Here is a 19252-nt window from a genome sequence, read left to right on the forward strand (position 1 = left end):
AAACGGTGCGTTGGTCACGCTGTGCGCGCCGGATTGGGGCCGGGTGTTACTTATTTATACCCACGCCATAGAAGGGGGTTAGACCGAACGGGCTGATCTTGAAGTCGCTGACTTCCTTGCGCAGTGGCTGGAACACCGTGGAGTTGGCGATCGGCGTGATCGGCACCTGCTGTTTAAGGATCAGTTGCGCCTGTTGATACAGTTTTACCCGTTGCGATTTATCGGTGGACACCTTGGCCTGCTGTACCAGCTTGTCGTAGGCCGGATCGCACCATTTGGCGTAGTTGCTGCCGTTCACCGCCGCGCAGCTGTAAAGCACGCCCAGCCAGTTGTCCGGGTCGCCGTTGTCACCGGTCCAGCCGTAGATCATCGCGTCGTGTTCGCCGTTCTTGGCGCGCTTGATGTACTCGCCCCATTCATAGCTGACGATGTTGGCCTTGATGCCGATCTTCTCCCAATCCTGCTGGATCATCTGTGCCGACATCCGCGCATTCGGGTTCGAGGCGCGCTGCACGGTCATGGCCCAGAGGTTGATGGTTGTACCCGGTGCAACCCCGGCTTCCTTGAGGAGCGCCTTGGCTTTTGCCGGGTCGTGCGGCGCGTCTTTTATGTTCGGATCAAATGACCATTGCGCTGGCGGCAAGGCGTTCTGCGCCAGCTGCCCGGCACTCTGGTAAACCGCCTTGATGATCGCTGGTTTGTCGATGGCCATGTCCAGCGCCTGGCGCACTTTGAGCTGATCCAGCGGCGGATGGGTGGTGTTGTAGGCGAGGAAGCCGAGGTTGAAACCGGGCTGCTTCAACACCCGCAGGTTCGGGTCTTTTTCCATCACTTCGATATCGGCGGGGCGCGGGTAACCGCTGACCTGGCATTCGCCGGTCTTGAGCTTTTGCAGGCGTACGGCGGCGTCCGGGGTGATCGAGAACACCAGGTTATCGAGCTTCACGTCCTCGGGTTTCCAGTAGTCCTTGTTCGCCGCGTAGCGGATCTGCGCGTCCTTCTGGTAGCGCTTGAACACGAACGGGCCGGTGCCGACCGGTTTCTGGTTGAGGTCGGCGGCGTGGCCTTCCTTCAGCAGTTGGGCTGCGTATTCGGCCGATTGCACCGAGGCGAAGCTCATGGCGAGGTTTTGCACGAACGCGGCGTCCACGTTGTTGAGATTGAAGCGCACGGTGTTGTCGTCGAGTTTTTCCACGGATTTGATCGTGGTGTTCAGGCCCATGTCGGTGAAGTACGGGGATTCGGCGGGGTAGGCTTTGCGGAAGGCGTTCTCCGGGTCGAGCAGGCGCTGGAAGGTGAAGAGGACATCGTCGGCGTTGAAGGTTCGGGTCGGAGTGAAGTAGTCGGTGGTGTGGAATTTTACGTTTTGGCGCAGGTGGAAGGTGTACTGGAGGCCGTCCGGGCTTACGTCCCATTTGGTCGCCAGACCGGGTTCGACTTCGGTGCCGCCGCGTTTGAATTGGGTGAGGCGGTTGAAGACGGTTTCGGCGGAGGCATCGAAGTCGGTGCCGCTGGTGTATTGGCTGGGGTCGAAGCCTGCGGGGCTGACTTCGGAGCAGTAGACGAGGGTTGTGGCTGCGTTGGCGATTGGGGTTATGGCGGTCAGGGCCAGGGTTATTAGAAGTGGTTTGAGGGTGAATCGATCCATGGAGTCCCCGGGTGTATTGGAGGTAGTTGTGGGGAGGAGGGTAGCCGGGGTTTCGGTGGGCGCGGAAATATCGTTTTTCTAGGTGAGGTGTCTATCTCGGTATATCTGGGGTGATTGTGTGCATATCCGATGCTGCGGTAACGGCTTCTTATGGTTCCGCCCTTACGGCGGGTCACTTTTTACAAACGCCTAAAAAGTAACCAAAAACGCTTGCTCCTACGTTCGGCCCCTCGCTAAGGCTCGGGGTTCCTTCGCTCCGGGATTCATCCGGGGGGCATCGCCTACGGTTTGCTTCGCTGCACCTCCTCTCGATGTGTTTGGCTTCGCCAAACGGTCGCTGCGCTCCCACCCCCGGACAAATCCCTCCACTCAGCCTTCCGACGTCGCCCGTGGATCAAGATCAAAAGCTGCAGCCGAGCTAACGCTCATCCTGTTGAGTGGTGGTGGGGCAACAGCTAGAGCGGTTTGTGTGCTTTTCGGATTTTGAATTCACCTTCGATATCTCACGTCGGCGTATTTCATTTAAACGACGCGGTCAGTCCCCTCTCCCTCCGGGAGAGGGCTAGGGTGAGGGCAGCTTTTGATCGTTCCCACGCTCCGCGTGGGAATGTAGCCGGGACGCTCCGCGTTCCATTTTCGAATGTTTAAAGATGTGTGGGATTCACCGAACCTTCCCACAAGGTTTTCAGGTTGTCCGTCGGAAGCGCGATCCCTAGTCTTTGGTTGTCGCAGAAGACTCTGCGATCGGGAGGTGAGATTCCCGGTTACTGAATTTGGAAACCAGAGCAAGCCGCCCCATAATCGCCGCCAGTTCATGCTGTCGGCAGTTCTTTATGGCGGCTATGTACGGGCGGACTTCGGTCCGGCCGGGTTGGTTTCCTTACCGGTAATCTCACTCCGTACATAGTTGCCACCTCATTTCTCGAGTGAGATCGGAAATGAGTGGCGCAAATTCATAAGGAAATGCTCCATGAACAAGCCCGTACCCGACCCACCCCTCGAATCACCAACGCCCCTCGAAGAAGCCATGCGCGCCGAAGACCTCGCCCGCAACCGCGAAGCCATCAAACGCGCCCTCGACTATTACCTGTGCCCCAACCCTTCCAAACCGCGCCCGAGCACGATGTATATGGTCACGCCCAACGTCGACACCGAAAGCCTGCTGGCCAACGCCTGCGAATCCCTGGCCTCGGCCAATACCATCGCCAGCAATTTCGCCAACGAACTCAGCGGCCCGCAGCGCAGTACGGCGCTCGGCATCCAGCAGATCGTCATGCTGGCTGAGCTTGCAGTGAACCGCGCGCTGGATCGGGTTGATCCGCAAGCTTGAGACCGCGTCATCGTTCATCGCGGGCAAGCCCGCTCCCACAGGGTCGTGCGCGATTTCAATAAATCCGCAGAACTGGTGGGAGCTGGCTTGCCAGCGATGACGGCAGAGCTGACAACTCAAATCCCGAGCATAAAAAAACCGGCGATCATCACTGATCGCCGGTTTTCATTCAGCCGTTACTCAATCACGGCATCAACACTTCAATCGAGCCATCGGCCGTCAGGCTGACCTGGCTGGTGCCGGCTTCGACTTCAGGCGTCACGGGTGCCGAATCCATGCCGGCAGCTTTCATCATCATCGGGGCGCGCATGTACGGTTGTGGGAAGCCGTTGCTGTTGAGGTTCAGGTTGACGATTTTGTAACCCTTGCCGCCCAGGGCGTCGGTGGCCAGTTGGGCGCGGGCCTTGAAGGCGGTGACGGCTTCTTTCAGCAGTTTGTCTTCGCTGGCCTTGCGGGTCGGGTCGGCGATGGCGAAGTCCATGCCGCCCATTTTCAGGTCGGTCAGCAACTCGCCGGTGAGTTTGGACAGGGCGGCGAAGTCGGCGCTTTCCAGGCGCAGTTCGGCGCGTTCGCGCCAGCCGGTGATTTTCTGGCCTTTGGTGTCGTAGATCGGGTAGCTGTTGCGGCTGCCCTGGCGCAGGGTGATGTCTTTGACTTGCTTGGCCTGGGCCAGGGCCTTGTTCATGGTGGTGCTGACGTCGGCGGCGAGTTTGGCCGGGTCAGTGTTTTGCTCTTCGGTGTAGAGAGTCACGATCATCAGGTCGCGGGCCACTTCCTGGCTGACTTCGGCGCGCAGGGAAATCTGGTTGTAGTGCAGCTCGTCGGCGGCCAGGGCCGGAAGGCTGGCGACGCTGCCGACGGTCAGGGCGAGAAGGGCGGCGCTGCGGCGAAATGTGTGCATGAAAGCTCCTTGATGAGGGCGCAGGTGATGGTTCGGGGGCCTGCGTGAAACCATCAGACTCTAGCTTTTATGATCCGGTTCGCCCAGTTACAACTTCTATACAGATACGAGAGTGCGCCGTCCGTCGTATAGGACGGGATACCTGTTGGTTCTGACAGTAGACGGATTTCGTCGGCGGATTGAGCATGTTTGTGAATCGCCATTTCACTCGGCTTCACACACGACAATTACGAATAAGGAAATCTGAGATGAACGCACAAGAACAAGCCGATGCAACAAGTCGAGGTTATTCAGTTCAGCTCCAGGAACGGGTTCCCGGCAGTTGGTCGTATTGGGTTTACTTCAATAGCAATGAGGTGGGTGGCCCCTTTGGTTCAGAGAATGAAGGGTGGAATTGCGTGCAGGGATTGATCAATCAACAAACATACGGGATATGAATTCGACTGATCGTGAAAACCGGTAATCGTGAAGATCGCCGGTTTTTTGAGTATCAGATCGCCGTGCGCAACGCCGGTGACCGCCCGTAGCGAAGACGCCCCTATAGCCGCAGAAAATCTTTGCGCCATGTGGTCGTTTGCCGCACTTTCGCCTCTCAAGCCCGCGCCTTGGTTATACTCCGTGCGATCCGCCTGGAGCGCTCATCAGGAGAGCTCATGCTCGCCCCCGTACAACTGACTTCCGCCACTCGCCAGAACCTCTGGCGGCTGACTTTCATCCGCACCCTGGTGCTCGCCGCGCAGGCCGGCTCCGTGGGCCTGGCTTACTGGCTGGACCTCTTGCCGTTGCCGTGGGTGCAACTGGTGATGACCCTCGGCTGTTCGATTCTGCTGTGTGTGTTCACCGCCGTGCGTTTGCGCACTTCGTGGCCGGTGACCGAGCTCGAATACGCGCTGCAACTGGCCTGCGATCTGGTTATCCACAGTGCCTTGCTGTATTTCTCCGGTGGTTCGACCAACCCGTTCGTTTCGTATTATCTGGTGCCGCTGACCATCGCTGCGGTGACGCTGCCGTGGCGTTATTCGGTGGTGCTGTCGGGCATTGCGCTGGCCTTGTATACGCTGATGCTGACGCACTTCTATCCACTGGAAACCCTGCCGGTGGCCCGGGAGAACCTGCAGATCTACGGCATGTGGCTGAGTTTTGCCCTCGCGGCAGCAGTGATCACCTTCTTCGCCGCGCGGATGGCCGAAGAGCTGCGCCGGCAGGAAGAGTTGCGTGCGATCCGCCGCGAAGAAGGCCTGCGCGATCAGCAATTGCTGGCCGTGGCGACTCAGGCCGCCGGTGCCGCTCATGAACTGGGTACGCCGCTGGCGACCATGAGCGTGTTGCTCAACGAAATGCAGCAGGATCATCACGACCCGATGCTTCAGGAAGACCTGAAGGTGTTGAAGGATCAGGTGAAGCTCTGCAAGGAGACCCTCCAACAACTGGTGCGCGCCGCCGAAGCCAACCGCCGGATGGCGGTGGAGATGCAGGACGTCACCGAGTGGCTCGACGAAGCGCTCAACCGCTGGCACCTGATGCGCCCGGAAGCCAGTTACCGCTTCCAGCGTCTGGGCCAGGGCCCGTTGCCGCGTGTGGCGCCGCCGCCGGATCTGACTCAGGCCTTGTTGAATCTGTTGAACAACGCCGCCGATGCCTGCCCGGAAAACCTTCAGGTGACCCTGGACTGGACCGCCGAAGACCTGACCATCAGCATCCGCGATCATGGCGCCGGTGTGCCGCTGGCCATCGCCGAGCAGATCGGCAAACCGTTTTTTACCACCAAGGGCAAAGGTTTCGGCCTGGGCCTGTTTTTGAGCAAGGCCAGCGTGACACGCGCCGGCGGCTCAGTGAAACTCTATAGTCATGAGGAAGGCGGCACGCTCACCGAGCTGCGCCTGCCCCACGGCGCCCGAGGAGAGCAACATGAGTGACGAAATCCAAGTCGAAGGCGAAGAACTGCCGCATTTGCTGCTGGTCGACGATGACGCGACCTTCACCCGGGTGATGGCCCGTGCCATGGCCCGCCGTGGTTTCCGCGTCAGCACCGCCGGTTCCGCCGAGGAAGGCCTGACCATCGCCCAGGCCGATCTGCCGGACTACGCCGCGCTGGACCTGAAAATGGACGGCGACTCCGGTCTGGTGCTGCTGCCAAAACTGCTGGAGCTGGACCCGGAAATGCGCGTGGTGATCCTCACCGGTTACTCGAGCATCGCCACGGCGGTTGAAGCGATCAAGCGCGGCGCCTGCAATTACCTGTGCAAACCGGCCGACGCCGACGATGTGCTGGCAGCGCTGCTGTCCGAACACGCCGACCTCGACAGCCTGGTGCCGGAAAACCCGATGTCGGTAGATCGCCTGCAGTGGGAGCACATCCAGCGCGTGCTGACCGAGCACGAAGGCAACATCTCCGCCACGGCCCGCGCCCTGGGCATGCACCGCCGCACCCTGCAGCGCAAATTGCAGAAGCGCCCGGTTCGTCGCTGAACCTGCGCTGAACGACCATCGCCAGCCCTCGCGATAAGGCGCACCGATCATCTATGATCGGTGCGTGTCTGTTCTTTTCTTTATCGAGCCTTTTTCATGAATCAGAACGCTGAATATTCCGCGGTCAACGATACTGTGCGCGGGCAGTTTTTTCGCAAGGTGTGGGCCATGACCACGCCTTACTGGCGCAGCGAAGAGAAGGGCAAGGCCTGGACGTTGCTGATTGCCGTGATTGCGCTGACGTTGTTCAGCGTGGCGATCTCGGTGTGGATCAACAGTTGGTACAAGGACTTCTACAACGCCTTGCAGAAGAAGGACGAGGCGGCGTTCTGGCAACTGATCCTGTATTTCTGCGGCATTGCGGCCGTGGCGATCCTCGGCGCGGTGTATCGCCTGTACCTGACGCAGATGCTGACCATCCGCTGGCGGGCATGGCTCACCGAGAACCATTTCAAGCGCTGGCTCGGGCACAAAAACTATTACCAGCTGGAGCAGGGCGGCTACACCGACAATCCTGACCAGCGGATTTCCGAAGACCTCAACACCTTCACCAGTAATACCTTGAGTCTGGCTCTGGGGTTGATCCGCACGGTGGTCAGCCTGGTGTCGTTCTCGATCATTCTGTGGGGTGTGTCCGGCAGCATCGAGGTCTTCGGCGTCGAGATTCCCGGCTACATGTTCTGGTGTGCGCTGCTGTATGCGGCGGTCGGCAGCTGGCTGACGCACCTGATCGGTCGACGCCTGATCGGCCTGAACAACCAGCAACAACGCTTCGAAGCCGACCTGCGTTTCTCCATGGTGCGGGTACGTGAGAATGCCGAGAGCATTGCGTTGTACAACGGCGAACCGAACGAGAATCGTCGTTTGAGCAATCGCTTCGGTCTGGTCTGGCACAACTTCTGGGACATCATGCGGGTGTCCAAGCGCCTGACGTTCTTCACCTCGGGTTACGGCCAGATCGCAATCATCTTTCCGTTCATCGTCGCGGCCCCGCGTTACCTGACCGGCAAGATCGAGCTGGGTGAGCTGATGCAGATCAACTCGGCGTTCGGAAACGTGCAGGAGAACTTCAGCTGGTTCATCAACGCCTATTCGGATCTCGCTGCGTGGCGCGCCACGTGTGATCGTCTGCTGAGTTTCCGCCAGGCGATGACCGACAACGAAGAACGGGCACCGGCCATCGACGTGCAGAATCAGGGCGATGAGCTGACAGTGCACAACCTCGGCCTCGATCTGGCCGACGGTCGTCACCTGCTGACCAATGCCGACATGACCGTGGAGGCGGGCGAGCGGGTGATGCTCAGCGGTCGTTCCGGCAGCGGTAAATCCACTCTGTTACGGGCGATGGGACATTTGTGGCCGGCGGGGCACGGCAGCATTCGCTTGCCGGCCTCGCGTTATCTGTTCCTGCCACAGAAACCGTATCTGCCGATCGGCACCCTGCGCGACGCCTTGAGTTATCCACAACCGGGCGACACCTACGCGCCCGAGCGTTATGCACAAGTGCTGGAAACCTGCCGCTTGCCACATCTGGTGGCTCGACTGGACGAAGCCAACCACTGGCAGCGCATGTTGTCGCCGGGTGAACAACAACGTCTGGCCTTCGCTCGAGCGCTGCTATACGCGCCGCAATGGCTGTACATGGACGAAGCAACCTCGGCGATGGATGAGGAAGACGAAGCCACGCTGTATCAGGCGTTGATCGACCAGTTGCCGGGCCTGAGCATTGTCAGCGTCGGCCATCGCAGCAGCCTCAAGCGCTTCCATCCACGGCATGTGCGGATCGACAGTGGTCACCTGGTTGAGCAGAACGTGACCGCCTGATATATCCACACAAACCCTGTGGGGGCTGGCTTGCCGCCTCCCACAGGGTTTGTGTGGAAACGGAAAGTGATCGTACAACCCGCTTGAGCTATGATGCCCACAAGCCGAATTTTCGAGACAAGATGCAAACCATGGAAAACACGATCGACACCCCGCGTCTCCCTCGCAAGCGCCGCAGCCTGGCTCAGGAACTGGTGACGGTGCTGACCGAGCAGATCCGCGACGGTCTGCTCAAGCGCGGCGACAAGTTGCCGACCGAGTCGGCGATCATGGAGGCCCATGGCGTCAGCCGCACCGTGGTGCGCGAGGCGATTTCCCGTTTGCAGGCGGCGGGGCAGGTGGAAACCCGTCATGGCATCGGCACCTTCGTGCTCGACACCCCGAGCCCGAGCGGTTTCCGGATCGACCCGGCCACCGTGGTCACCCTGCGTGACGTGCTGGCCATTCTCGAACTGCGTATCAGCCTCGAAGTCGAATCCGCCGGCCTCGCCGCACAGCGCCGCAGCGCCGAGCAACTTGCTGCGATGCGCGCGGCCCTTGATGCGCTGAATGACAGCGTGGCCCACGCCAGCGATGCAGTGGCGTCGGACTTCCAGTTCCATCTGCAAATCGCGCTGTCCACCGGCAACCGCTATTTCACCGACATCATGACCCACCTGGGCACCAGCATCATTCCGCGCACTCGCCTGAATTCGGCGCGCCTGGCCCATGACGATCAGCAGCACTACATGAATCGCCTGAGCCGCGAACACGAAGAAATCTACGACGCCATCGCCCGTCAGGATTCCGATGCCGCCCGTGCGGCCATGCGCCTGCACCTGACCAACAGCCGCGAACGGCTGCGTCAGGCGCATGAAGAGGCGCAGGCGCAGGGGTGAGAAATCAGGCTTCGATGTAGAGTTTCAGTGGTTCCGAACACGGCTCCAGACTGGCCTCATCAGCAAACTTGTAACGCAGTTCGACGGTGCTGTTCAGGTACTTTTCCAGCTCGAATCTGGGGATGCTCAGTTCGATCCCGGTCAGGCCGACCATATCGTCGAGTGCGTCATCCCAGACGCCGGTCGGCTCCGACAAACCCTGCCATTCAGGCTCTTCAGGATCGTCACCGAGGATCGGGTACACATCCCAGTTCGGCGGTGTGTTCTGGCCATCGGGTACACGAACGATCAGGTCGTCATCCAGGCTCGATAACCGCAGGATGATCGAGTCGCTGGCGTGATCGGGAAATTGCGGAAGGTGTGCAGCGGCAAACGTCATGGTTCGTTCTCCTTGAAAGATCTGCCGCGATCCTTCGCGGCAGTCGTTGCACTTTACCCGGCGAATTCGTGAGGCGCGCCGGGGCAATCTTGTCCGGGCATTTCAGCTGTGGGGCAGAATCGAACGATCCACCCTGACCGCGAGTTTGCCGGGGCCGGGGCTGACGTCGAACGTCGCGTGGCCCTCAGCGTCCACCGACGCCCGAGCGATGGCCACACCGTCGCGCAGCAATTGCAGCGGCGCACCTTTCAACGATTGGCCCGAGGCCAGTTCCAGTTTCAATTTGATGCTCATCGAATCGCTCCTTAATTCGTATTGCCGGCTGGGTGATAGTCCTTGAGCAGCAGGTAAGTGCTCCAGCCCCACCAGTCGTCGACGGTGGCGGTGTCGTTGAGGTTGTTGACGTCCTTGCGCCGCAGGACTTTGTTGCCCTGGACGCGGAACAGTGGTGAGAAGTTGTTCTCCACTTTGTGCACATCATCGAGATCCGGCAGGTGCTTCAGCGCGGCGAAATCGGACTCATCAGGGCGCTTGCCACTGAGGTAGGCGTCGAACACTTCGTCGGCGGAGGCCTGGGTAGCCTGTTTGACATGGGACTGGTTGGCGAACTGTTCCTCGTCAGGGATGAGGTCGAAGTAGCGTTTGTCGCCAAAAGTGCGCCAGTGCTCGCTCAGGCTGTTGCGCACCTTGAGGCCAAACTGGTTGTCTTCGTCGTGCATGAAACGAGAAATCAGCGAACCCAGATCGCCGGGTGTCACCACCGCCGCCAGCTCACGGCGCGGAACGCGCAGGTGACCGGAGGCAAACAGGTCGGTGAGGAAATGATCGGCGAAGGCATTCATGGCGTAGGCCAGTTCCAGGGCCGCGGTGTCCTGCGTCCCATGGGCGGCGACGGCCTGTTTGAGTGCTGCCGAGTGGCCGGCGATATAGGCGCGTTTTGCCCATTTGCCAAAATGGTCGGGGTTGTTGGCCGCGAGTTTCAGATAGCGACCCAGTGGAAAAAGGGCGGAGACAAAACTTCCGCCGCCGGTGATTTTATTCCACTCTTCGGACAACGTATCACCCAGTTTCTCGTACGCCTCATGCGCGGGCTTGCCCTCGTGGATGGCTTGTTCGACCGCCGCAGCCTCTTGTTTGGCGACCTCGAGAATCTTGCCTGCCTCAGCTTTCGCAGAAGATGCGGTTGCCAGGGAATTGAACGCAGCAGTAAAGCGCTGAAGGCGCTCGGCGGCTGTCGCGCCGTCGCAGATCGGTTGCTCGGGGATCCCATAGAAATCGCCACCCAAGCCCAATATCTGACCGTAGGTCAGTGCCAATCCATTGGGCAGATGCAGGGGAACCTTGCTGGCCGGTCTTGGTGGCGTTGTTGTGTCCTGACGCAGCAGCACATTGTCGCCGATGGCCGTGTGTTCAAGTATTTCGTAATACAGCCCGATCCCTTTGCTTGCCCTTGGTTTACCCGGGTTGGGAGGCGGGGGCTCGATGTGCGAATCGGTCGCCAGCAATATGAGGTGAGACTGTTCGCCGTCGATCTCGATCCCCGTTTCGCTAAACAACTCCTCGAACCGGGCAATGAGCGGGACCGGCGGTTGTTGTGGATCGTTTTGTGGATCTGACATTTCTTGCTCCTTGATATGCCATCCGTAAAAATATTTAACTGTACTTATATACAGTAATCGGCAGCCTAGCCCAGAAGTTTCCTACGTCAAGGTAAGCAGAGTCCCACGCAGGAGGAGGCGAAGACGATGAAATGCAGTTGACGGTTATATTTTAAGTTGTACGATGACCTACAACTTCGGCGAAGGCTGAACGGTCCACTCACAAAAAACGTTGCTACCAGGGTGTTCGAATAATGAATCCACAAGAACTGAAGTCCATCCTCTCCGCCGGCCTGCTGTCGTTCCCGGTGACCGATTTCAATGCCCAGGGCGATTTCAACCGCGCTGGCTACATCAAACGCCTGGAATGGCTGGCCCCGTACGGTGCTTCAGCCCTGTTCGCCGCCGGTGGCACCGGTGAATTCTTCTCCCTGGCTGCCAGCGAATACTCGGAAATCATCAAGACTGCCGTCGACACTTGCGCCAGCAGCGTGCCGATCCTCGCCGGTGTCGGCGGTTCGACCCGTCAGGCCATCGAATACGCTCAGGAAGCCGAGCGTCTGGGCGCCAAAGGCCTGTTGTTGCTGCCGCACTATCTGACCGAAGCCAGCCAGGACGGCGTTGCCGCCCACGTTGAAGCGGTGTGCAAATCGGTCAACATCGGCGTGGTGGTCTACAACCGCAACGTCTGCCGCCTGACCGCGCCGCTGCTGGAGCGTCTGGCCGAGCGCTGCCCGAACCTGATCGGTTACAAGGACGGTCTGGGCGATATCGAACTGATGGTGTCGATCCGTCGTCGCCTCGGCGATCGCTTCAGCTACCTCGGTGGTCTGCCGACCGCCGAAGTCTACGCCGCTGCCTACAAGGCCCTGGGCGTGCCGGTCTACTCGTCGGCGGTGTTCAACTTCATCCCGAAAACCGCGATGGACTTCTACCACGCCATTGCCCGCGAAGATCACGCCACCGTCGGCAAGATCATCGACGACTTCTTCCTGCCGTACCTCGACATCCGCAACCGCAAGGCCGGTTACGCCGTGAGCATCGTCAAGGCTGGCGCCAAGATCGCCGGTTATGACGCCGGCCCGGTGCGGGCGCCGCTGACCGACTTGACCGGCGAAGAGTACGAAATGCTCGCTGCGCTGATCGACAAGCAAGGTGCGCAGTAACACACCTCTATAAACAAGGCCGCTGAGCAATCAGCGGCTTTTTGCGTCAGGAGAATGATTCGTGACCAAGCGCTATGACAACTACATCAACGGTGAATGGGTCGCCGGCAACGATTACTCGGCGAACATCAACCCGTCCGAACTGAGCGATACCATCGGCGATTACGCCAAGGCTGACCTGGCTCAAGTCAATGCCGCCATCGACGCCGCTCGCGCTGCATTCCCGGCGTGGTCGACTTCGGGCATTCAGGCCCGTCACGACTCGCTGGACAAAGTCGGCACTGAAATCCTCGCCCGTCGCGAAGAGCTCGGCACTTTACTGGCCCGGGAAGAGGGCAAGACCCTGCCCGAAGCCATCGGCGAAGTGACCCGCGCCGGCAACATCTTCAAGTTCTTCGCCGGTGAATGCCTGCGTCTGTCCGGCGACTACGTGCCGTCGGTGCGTCCGGGCGTCAACGTTGAAGTCACCCGCGAAGCCCTCGGCGTGGTCGGTCTGATCACCCCGTGGAATTTCCCGATTGCCATCCCGTCGTGGAAAATCGCCCCGGCCCTGGCCTACGGCAACTGCGTGGTGTTGAAGCCGGCGGATCTGGTGCCGGGCTGTGCCTGGGCGCTGGCCGAAATCATCTCCCGCGCAGGCTTCCCGGCCGGCGTGTTCAACCTGGTGATGGGCAGCGGTCGCGTGGTCGGTGAAGCACTGGTCAACAGCCCGAAAGTCGACGGCATCAGCTTCACCGGCTCCGTCGGTGTGGGCCGTCAGATCGCGGTCAATTGCGTGTCGCGTCAGGCCAAGGTTCAGCTGGAGATGGGCGGCAAGAACCCGCAGATCATTCTCGACGACGCCGACCTCAAGCAGGCGGTCGAGCTGTCGGTGCAGAGCGCGTTCTACTCCACCGGCCAGCGTTGCACGGCATCGAGCCGTCTGATCGTCACCGCCGGCATTCACGACAAGTTCGTCGAAGCCATGGCCGAGCGCATGAAGTCGATCAAGGTCGGTCACGCGCTGAAGGCCGGCACCGACATCGGTCCGGTGGTCTCGCAAGCGCAGCTTGAGCAGGACATGAAGTACATCGACATCGGTCAGTCCGAAGGTGCGCGTCTGGTCAGCGGCGGTGGTTTGGTGACGTGTGACACCGAGGGCTACTTCCTCGCGCCGACCCTGTTTGCCGACAGCGAAGCCTCGATGCGCATCAGCCGCGAAGAGATCTTCGGCCCGGTGGCCAACATCGTCCGCGTGGCCGATTACGAGGCTGCACTGGCCATGGCCAACGACACCGAATTCGGTCTGTCGGCGGGCATCGCCACCACGTCGCTGAAGTACGCCAACCACTTCAAGCGTCATTCCCAGGCCGGGATGGTGATGGTCAACCTGCCGACCGCCGGTGTCGATTATCACGTTCCGTTCGGTGGCCGTAAGGGTTCATCCTATGGCTCACGTGAGCAAGGCCGCTATGCACAAGAGTTCTACACGGTCGTGAAGACCAGCTACATCGGTTCGTAAATCGCTGCACCCGCGCCGGGCCTTCGCCTGAGGCCCAGCGCGGCACAAGACCAAAGAATGTTTTACCCGCATAAAAATAATCAGTGGGAGTACATCTACATGCAATCGTCCAAGCCGACTCACGTCCGCTATTTGATCCTGCTCATGCTGTTCCTGGTGACCACGATCAACTACGCCGACCGTGCCACCATCGCGATCGCCGGTTCCAGTTTGCAAAAAGACCTCGGCATCGACGCGGTCACCCTCGGCTACATCTTCTCTGCTTTCGGTTGGGCCTACGTGGCCGGGCAAATTCCCGGCGGCTGGCTGCTCGATCGCTTCGGCTCGAAAAAAGTCTATGCCCTGAGCATCTTCACCTGGTCGCTGTTCACCGTGCTGCAAGGCTTCGTCGGTGAGTTCGGCATGTCCACGGCCATCGTCGCGCTGTTCATGCTGCGCTTTCTGGTCGGTCTGGCCGAGGCGCCATCGTTCCCCGGTAACGCACGCATCGTCGCGGCCTGGTTCCCGACCGCTGAGCGCGGCACCGCTTCGGCGATCTTCAACTCGGCGCAATACTTCGCCACCGTGCTGTTCGCACCGCTGATGGGCTGGATCGTGTTCTCCTTTGGCTGGGAGCACGTGTTCATCGTCATGGGCCTGCTCGGCATCGTGTTCTCGCTGGTCTGGCTCAAGGTTATCCACAGCCCGCGCCAACACCCGATGGCCAACGAAGCGGAAGTGAAGTTCATCGCCGACAACGGCGGCATGGTCGACATGGACCAGAAACAAGGCAAAAAGGCTGACGGCCCGAAATGGGATTACATCCGGCAGTTGCTGACCAATCGCATGATGCTCGGCGTTTACCTGGGCCAGTACTGCATCAACGGCATCACCTATTTCTTCCTGACCTGGTTCCCGGTGTACCTGGTGCAGGAGCGCGGCATGACCATCCTCAAGGCCGGTTTCATTGCCTCGTTGCCGGCGATCTGCGGCTTTATCGGTGGCGTGCTCGGCGGGGTGATTTCCGATTACCTGCTGCGCAAGGGCCATTCGCTGACCTTCGCCCGCAAGGCGCCGATCATTGCCGGTCTGCTGGTTTCGAGCAGCATCGTGGCCTGCAACTATGTCGACGTTGAATGGATGGTGGTCGGCTTTATGGCCCTGGCATTCTTCGGCAAAGGCGTGGGTGCACTGGGCTGGGCGGTGGTCTCCGACACCTCGCCGAAACAGATTGCTGGTCTGAGTGGCGGCCTGTTCAACACCTTCGGCAACATCGCGTCGATCACCACCCCGATCGTCATAGGCTACATCATCAGCTCCACCGGTTCGTTCAAATGGGCACTGGTGTTCGTCGGCGCCAACGCACTCGTGGCGGTGTTCAGCTACCTGGTGATCGTCGGCCCGATCAAACGTGTGGTACTTAAAGAGCCGCCAACCAATGGCGGTTCCGAAGCCACCGGCAAATTGTCTCAAGCGCATTCCTGAGGAGCGGCGTCATGCAGTTGATTGAACATTCCGACTCGCCGCGCTACATCCGCCTGCACGAGCGGGACAACGTAGTGGTAGTGGTCAACGACCAGGGCGTGCCGGCCGGCACCGCATTTGCCGATGGCCTGGTGACGGTGGATTTTGTACCGCAGAGTCACAAGGTCAGCCTCGTGGATATTCCCGAGGGCGGCACGGTGATTCGCTACGGCCAGATCATCGGCTACGCGTTGCAGCCGATTCCCCGTGGCAGTTGGGTCAAGGAAGATCAACTGCGCATGCCGACCGCGCCGCCGCTGGACAGCCTGCCGCTGTCCACCGATGTGCCGGCCGCCCAGGCTCCGCTGGAAGGCTTCACGTTCGAGGGTTACCGCAACGCCGACGGTACGGTCGGCACGCGCAACATCCTCGGGATCACCACTACCGTGCAATGCGTCACCGGGGTGCTGGATCACGCGGTGAAGCGGATCAAGGATGAACTGTTGCCGAAGTACCCGCACGTCGATGACGTGGTGGCGCTGACCCACAGTTACGGTTGCGGCGTGGCCATCACGGCCACCGACGCCTACATCCCGATCCGCACGGTGCGCAATCTGGCGCGCAACCCGAACCTCGGTGGCGAGGCGCTGGTGATCAGTCTGGGCTGCGAAAAATTGCAGGCCGGGCAGGTGATGCATGAAGACGATGCTTCGGTGGATCTGAGCGAGCCATGGCTGTATCGCTTGCAGGATTCCAGTCACGGTTTCACCGAGATGATCGAGCAGATCATGGAGCTGGCTGAAGTCCGACTGAAGAAACTCGACCAGCGCCGCCGGGAAACCGTGCCGGCGTCCGAGTTGATCCTGGGCATGCAGTGCGGCGGCAGCGATGCGTTTTCCGGGATCACCGCCAACCCGGCGCTTGGTTATGCCTCGGACTTGCTGCTGCGTGCGGGGGCGACGGTGATGTTTTCCGAAGTCACCGAAGTGCGCGACGCGATTTACCTGCTGACCTCACGGGCCCAGACCAAAACCGTTGCCGAGGAACTGGTGCGCGAGATGGACTGGTACGACCGTTACCTGGCCAAGGGTGAAGCGGATCGCAGCGCCAACACCACGCCGGGCAACAAGAAGGGCGGGTTGTCGAACATCGTCGAGAAGTCGCTGGGCTCGATCGTGAAGTCCGGCAGCAGTGCGATCAGCGGCGTGCTCGGCCCCGGGGAGCGCTTCAAGCAGAAGGGTTTGATTTTTTGTGCGACGCCGGCGAGTGATTTTGTCTGCGGTACGTTGCAACTGGCGGCGGGGATGAACCTGCATGTGTTCACGACCGGTCGTGGCACGCCTTACGGGTTGGCGATGGCGCCAGTGGTGAAGGTTTCGACCCGTACGGAGCTGGCGCAGCGCTGGCCGGATCTGATCGACATCGATGCCGGGCGGATTGCTACCGGGCGTGCGTCCATCGAGGAGTTGGGCTGGGAGTTGTTCCACTACTACCTGGATGTGGCGAGCGGCAAGCAGCAGACGTGGGCGGAGAAGCACAAGCTGCATAACGACATTACGTTGTTCAATCCGGCGCCTATCACCTGAGTCTGTTGATCGTTCCCACGCATAGCGTGGGAACGAACGGGGTGAAAGTGGCTTATCATTAGCCCCCTAACGACGCTCACCTCCAAGGCTCCCCGGCATGCTGGCAATCTTCCTCGAAACCCTGAACATCACCGCGCCGGTGTTTGCCATGCTGTTTCTGGGGGTGCTGCTCAAGCGCATCGACTGGATCAACGACAACTTTATCCACACGGCCTCGTCGCTGGTGTTCAACGTCACCATGCCGGCGCTGCTGTTTCTCGGCATCCTGCACGCCGACCTGCACGCCGCGCTGCAACCGGCGCTGCTCATCTATTTCGCCCTTGCCACGCTGGTCAGTTTTGCCCTGGCCTGGGGCTGGGCGATTTTCCGCTGCCCGCGTGAAGACCGGGGCATCTACACCCAAGGCGCGTTTCGCGGCAACAACGGGGTGATCGGCCTGGCGCTGGCGGCGAGCATGTATGGCGACTACGGGATTTCCCTCGGGGCGATTCTCGCGGCGCTGGTGATCCTGTTCTACAACACCCTGTCGACCATCGTGCTGGCGGTGTACAGCCCGGTGATCAAGTCCGATCCGTGGAGCATCTGCAAAAGCGTGGTCAGCAATCCGTTGATCATCAGCGTGATCGCGGCGGCGCCGTTCGCTTATTTCAAGATCGGTCTGCCGGGGTGGCTGGAAACCTCCGGCCAGTACCTGGCGCAAACCACGCTGCCGCTGGCCCTGATCTGCATTGGCGGTACGCTGTCGCTGGCGGCGCTGCGCAAGAGCGGCAACATGGCGCTCAGTTCGAGTCTGGTGAAGATGGTCGGTCTGCCGGTGATCGCCACGCTGGGCGCGTGGCTCTGGGGCTTTCGCGGGGCGGAGCTGGGAATTCTGTTTCTGTACTTCGGCAGCCCGACCGCCGCCGCCAGTTTCGTCATGGCCCGTGCGGCACAGGGCAACCATGAACTGGCGGCGGCGATCATCGTGCTGACCACATTGATGGCAGCGATCACCACCAATATCGGGATCTTCTTCCTGCAGTGGGGCGGGTGGATCTGAGGCCGGCGGTTACTCGGGCTTCTGGTAGCTGTCGATCACTTCCTGCGCCGCGCGGAACGCATCGATCGCCGCCGGTACGCCGGCGTACACCGCGCAATGCAGCAGCGCTTCACGGATCTCATCGACCGTGCAGCCATTGTTCAACGCACCGCGTACGTGACCCTTCAATTCCTGCGGGCACTTCAACGCGGTCAGCGCGGCGAGGGTGATCAGGCTGCGAGTCTTCAGCGGCAAACCTTCGCGATTCCACACGCCGCCCCAGGCGTGTTCGTTGACGAAGTCCTGCAAGGGTTGAGTGAACTCCGTGGCATTGCCCAGCGCGCGGTCGACAAACGCGTCGCCCATTACCTGACGGCGGACTTCAACCCCGGATTTCTTCGATTCGGTCATGGCATATCCCTCTTGTGGTGTTGGCGGCGCCAGGCGCGCACGGACGTGAAAAACAGAAACGCCAGCAGCGTCGGCAGCACATAAAACAGCATCAATCGCTCGAGTTTGCCGGCCAGTGGCATGCCGGTGGTGAACGACACCACGTGCAGCCCGTACGCCAGGTACAAACCCAGCAGCAACAGGCCTTCGGCCCGGGTCACGCGGTAACCGGAATAGAACACCGGCAGGCACAGCGCGGCGACGCCGAGCATCACCGGCAGGTCGAAATCCAGTGCGTTCGGCGAGACCGACAGCGGCGTCGGCGCGATCAGTGCGGTGAGGCCCAGCACCCCAAGCAGGTTGAACAGGTTGGCACCGATCACGTTGCCCACGGCGATGTCCCGCTGACCGCGCAACGCAGCGATCAGCGAGGTGGCGAGTTCCGGCAGCGAGGTGCCGACCGCGACCACGGTCAGGCCGATCACCCGCTCGGAGAACCCCAGGTCGGTGGCCACCACCACGGCCGCCCCCAGTAGCAGATGCCCGGCGAACACCAGCATGCCCAGACCGCCGACAATCATCAGCAGGCTGGTGAACCATGGGGCCTGCGGATCGTGGGGTTGATCGGAGTGCGGGCGGGCCGAGTGCCGCGACTGGCGCAGCAATAATCCGAGATACAGGGCGAGGGCGCCGAGCAACAGAATGCCGTCGAAGCGCCCGAGCTCTTCATTCCATGCCAGGACGAACACCAGCAGGCTGGCACCGATCATCAGTGGAATGTCGAGGCGCACCAATTGCCGCGATACCCGCAGCGGAATGATCAGCGCCGACAGGCCGAGGGTGACGAGAATGTTGAAAATGCTGCTGCCGATCACGCTGCTGACGGCGATGTCCGGCGTGTGCGCCTGTACGGCTTGCAGGCTGACGGCCATTTGCGGAGCGCTGCTGCCGAGGGCGACGATGGTCAGGCCGATGATCAGCGGTCGGACATGCAGACGCGCGGCCAGGCGCACGGCGGCGCGCACCATCAGCTCGGCGCCGGCGATCAGCAGGAACAGCCCGCTGAGCAATTCGATCACACTGATCAGGGGTAAGTCGGTCAGTCCGAAAATAGTGGACGC

General features: G+C 60.6%; 18 protein-coding genes. 11 read left to right on the forward strand and 7 right to left on the reverse strand.

What is annotated here, in order from left to right; translation table 11 throughout:
• Positions 1 to 46 precede the first annotated feature (46 nt).
• Positions 47 to 1648, reverse strand: a complete 1602-nt coding sequence (locus QRN46_RS17755; RefSeq protein WP_285356272.1) for an ABC transporter substrate-binding protein — start codon at positions 1646 to 1648, stop codon at positions 47 to 49.
• Positions 1649 to 2618: 970 nt separating this feature from the next.
• On the opposite strand from QRN46_RS17755, the gene QRN46_RS17760 reads away from it, so the two are divergent.
• Complete coding sequence (locus tag QRN46_RS17760; protein WP_011332439.1) at positions 2619 to 2978, forward strand: DUF6124 family protein; 360 nt, start codon at positions 2619 to 2621, stop codon at positions 2976 to 2978.
• 184 nt (positions 2979 to 3162) lie between these two features.
• On the opposite strand, the gene QRN46_RS17765 is transcribed toward QRN46_RS17760, so the two are convergent.
• Positions 3163 to 3879: an SIMPL domain-containing protein gene (locus tag QRN46_RS17765; protein ID WP_011332440.1), complete on the reverse strand. Its 717-nt coding sequence runs from the start codon at positions 3877 to 3879 to the stop codon at positions 3163 to 3165.
• A gap of 248 nt (positions 3880 to 4127) precedes the next feature.
• Between QRN46_RS17765 and QRN46_RS17770 the strand changes: the two genes are divergently transcribed.
• The 5 genes from QRN46_RS17770 (at position 4128) to QRN46_RS17790 (ending at position 9050) form a co-directional block, all read left to right on the forward strand.
• Positions 4128 to 4316, forward strand: coding sequence for a hypothetical protein (locus QRN46_RS17770; RefSeq protein WP_146615300.1), 189 nt, complete (start codon positions 4128 to 4130; stop codon positions 4314 to 4316).
• Positions 4317 to 4532: 216 nt separating this feature from the next.
• The gene (locus QRN46_RS17775; RefSeq protein ID WP_011332442.1) at positions 4533 to 5795 is read left to right on the forward strand and encodes an ATP-binding protein; all 1263 of its coding nucleotides are present in this window, start codon (positions 4533 to 4535) and stop codon (positions 5793 to 5795) included.
• The gene (locus QRN46_RS17780; RefSeq protein ID WP_003221630.1) at positions 5788 to 6348 is read left to right on the forward strand and encodes a response regulator transcription factor; all 561 of its coding nucleotides are present in this window, start codon (positions 5788 to 5790) and stop codon (positions 6346 to 6348) included. The genes QRN46_RS17775 and QRN46_RS17780 overlap by 8 nt, the downstream gene beginning before the upstream one ends.
• Positions 6349 to 6444: 96 nt before the next feature.
• Complete coding sequence (locus QRN46_RS17785; protein WP_201819016.1) at positions 6445 to 8172, forward strand: ABC transporter ATP-binding protein/permease; 1728 nt, start codon at positions 6445 to 6447, stop codon at positions 8170 to 8172.
• Positions 8173 to 8303: 131 nt separating this feature from the next.
• Positions 8304 to 9050: a FadR/GntR family transcriptional regulator gene (locus QRN46_RS17790; RefSeq protein ID WP_181457905.1), complete on the forward strand. Its 747-nt coding sequence runs from the start codon at positions 8304 to 8306 to the stop codon at positions 9048 to 9050.
• 4 nt (positions 9051 to 9054) lie between these two features.
• Here QRN46_RS17790 and QRN46_RS17795 read toward each other — a convergent pair whose 3' ends face one another.
• The 3 genes from QRN46_RS17795 to QRN46_RS17805 form a co-directional block, all read right to left on the reverse strand.
• The gene (locus QRN46_RS17795; protein ID WP_285356277.1) at positions 9055 to 9429 is read right to left on the reverse strand and encodes a hypothetical protein; all 375 of its coding nucleotides are present in this window, start codon (positions 9427 to 9429) and stop codon (positions 9055 to 9057) included.
• 102 nt (positions 9430 to 9531) lie between these two features.
• Positions 9532 to 9723 (reverse strand): hypothetical protein, encoded by a 192-nt coding sequence (locus tag QRN46_RS17800; RefSeq protein ID WP_011332446.1) that lies wholly within the window; start codon positions 9721 to 9723, stop codon positions 9532 to 9534.
• Between the two features lie 11 nt (positions 9724 to 9734).
• Entirely contained in the window at positions 9735 to 11048 is a 1314-nt protein-coding gene (locus QRN46_RS17805; RefSeq protein ID WP_201819020.1) for a phospholipase, read from the reverse strand.
• A 233-nt stretch (positions 11049 to 11281) separates the two neighbouring features.
• On the opposite strand from QRN46_RS17805, the gene kdgD reads away from it, so the two are divergent.
• The 5 genes from kdgD (at position 11282) to QRN46_RS17830 (ending at position 17762) form a co-directional block, all read left to right on the forward strand.
• Positions 11282 to 12193, forward strand: a complete 912-nt coding sequence (gene kdgD, locus QRN46_RS17810; protein WP_011332448.1) for a 5-dehydro-4-deoxyglucarate dehydratase — start codon at positions 11282 to 11284, stop codon at positions 12191 to 12193.
• A gap of 61 nt (positions 12194 to 12254) precedes the next feature.
• A complete protein-coding gene (locus tag QRN46_RS17815; RefSeq protein WP_011332449.1) occupies positions 12255 to 13694 on the forward strand; it encodes an aldehyde dehydrogenase family protein in 1440 nt (479 codons plus the stop codon).
• Positions 13695 to 13793: 99 nt separating this feature from the next.
• Entirely contained in the window at positions 13794 to 15158 is a 1365-nt protein-coding gene (locus QRN46_RS17820) for an MFS transporter (protein WP_041475503.1), read from the forward strand.
• An 11-nt stretch (positions 15159 to 15169) separates the two neighbouring features.
• Positions 15170 to 16723, forward strand: a complete 1554-nt coding sequence (gene garD, locus QRN46_RS17825; protein ID WP_007953621.1) for a galactarate dehydratase — start codon at positions 15170 to 15172, stop codon at positions 16721 to 16723.
• A 97-nt stretch (positions 16724 to 16820) separates the two neighbouring features.
• Positions 16821 to 17762 carry an AEC family transporter gene (locus QRN46_RS17830; RefSeq protein ID WP_011332451.1) on the forward strand — a complete coding sequence of 314 codons (942 nt, stop codon included), beginning with the start codon at positions 16821 to 16823 and terminating at the stop codon, positions 17760 to 17762.
• Positions 17763 to 17771: 9 nt separating this feature from the next.
• Here QRN46_RS17830 and QRN46_RS17835 read toward each other — a convergent pair whose 3' ends face one another.
• Both QRN46_RS17835 and QRN46_RS17840 read right to left on the reverse strand, forming a co-directional pair.
• Entirely contained in the window at positions 17772 to 18152 is a 381-nt protein-coding gene (locus QRN46_RS17835; protein WP_011332452.1) for a carboxymuconolactone decarboxylase family protein, read from the reverse strand.
• Positions 18149 to 19210 (reverse strand): calcium/sodium antiporter, encoded by a 1062-nt coding sequence (locus tag QRN46_RS17840; protein WP_011332453.1) that lies wholly within the window; start codon positions 19208 to 19210, stop codon positions 18149 to 18151. Before QRN46_RS17840 ends, QRN46_RS17835 begins: the two co-directional genes overlap by 4 nt.
• Between the last annotated feature and the right edge of the window lie 42 nt (positions 19211 to 19252).

This window comes from Pseudomonas sp. lyk4-R2A-10, from assembly GCF_030209075.1.
In the GTDB taxonomy this organism is placed as follows: Bacteria; Pseudomonadota; Gammaproteobacteria; order Pseudomonadales; family Pseudomonadaceae; genus Aquipseudomonas; species Aquipseudomonas glycinae.

Bases quoted from the DNA above. Each gene is read 5' to 3' on its own strand.
- QRN46_RS17755 (WP_285356272.1), bottom strand. From the start codon at position 1,648: ATGGATCGATTCACCCTCAAACCACTTCTAATAACCCTGGCCCTGACC.
- QRN46_RS17760 (WP_011332439.1), top strand. From the start codon at position 2,619: ATGAACAAGCCCGTACCCGACCCACCCCTCGAATCACCAACGCCCCTC.
- QRN46_RS17765 (WP_011332440.1), bottom strand. From the start codon at position 3,879: ATGCACACATTTCGCCGCAGCGCCGCCCTTCTCGCCCTGACCGTCGGC.
- QRN46_RS17770 (WP_146615300.1), top strand. From the start codon at position 4,128: ATGAACGCACAAGAACAAGCCGATGCAACAAGTCGAGGTTATTCAGTT.
- QRN46_RS17775 (WP_011332442.1), top strand. From the start codon at position 4,533: ATGCTCGCCCCCGTACAACTGACTTCCGCCACTCGCCAGAACCTCTGG.
- QRN46_RS17780 (WP_003221630.1), top strand. From the start codon at position 5,788: ATGAGTGACGAAATCCAAGTCGAAGGCGAAGAACTGCCGCATTTGCTG.
- QRN46_RS17785 (WP_201819016.1), top strand. From the start codon at position 6,445: ATGAATCAGAACGCTGAATATTCCGCGGTCAACGATACTGTGCGCGGG.
- QRN46_RS17790 (WP_181457905.1), top strand. From the start codon at position 8,304: ATGGAAAACACGATCGACACCCCGCGTCTCCCTCGCAAGCGCCGCAGC.
- QRN46_RS17795 (WP_285356277.1), bottom strand. From the start codon at position 9,429: ATGACGTTTGCCGCTGCACACCTTCCGCAATTTCCCGATCACGCCAGC.
- QRN46_RS17800 (WP_011332446.1), bottom strand. From the start codon at position 9,723: ATGAGCATCAAATTGAAACTGGAACTGGCCTCGGGCCAATCGTTGAAA.
- QRN46_RS17805 (WP_201819020.1), bottom strand. From the start codon at position 11,048: ATGTCAGATCCACAAAACGATCCACAACAACCGCCGGTCCCGCTCATT.
- kdgD (WP_011332448.1), top strand. From the start codon at position 11,282: ATGAATCCACAAGAACTGAAGTCCATCCTCTCCGCCGGCCTGCTGTCG.
- QRN46_RS17820 (WP_041475503.1), top strand. From the start codon at position 13,794: ATGCAATCGTCCAAGCCGACTCACGTCCGCTATTTGATCCTGCTCATG.
- garD (WP_007953621.1), top strand. From the start codon at position 15,170: ATGCAGTTGATTGAACATTCCGACTCGCCGCGCTACATCCGCCTGCAC.
- QRN46_RS17830 (WP_011332451.1), top strand. From the start codon at position 16,821: ATGCTGGCAATCTTCCTCGAAACCCTGAACATCACCGCGCCGGTGTTT.
- QRN46_RS17835 (WP_011332452.1), bottom strand. From the start codon at position 18,152: ATGACCGAATCGAAGAAATCCGGGGTTGAAGTCCGCCGTCAGGTAATG.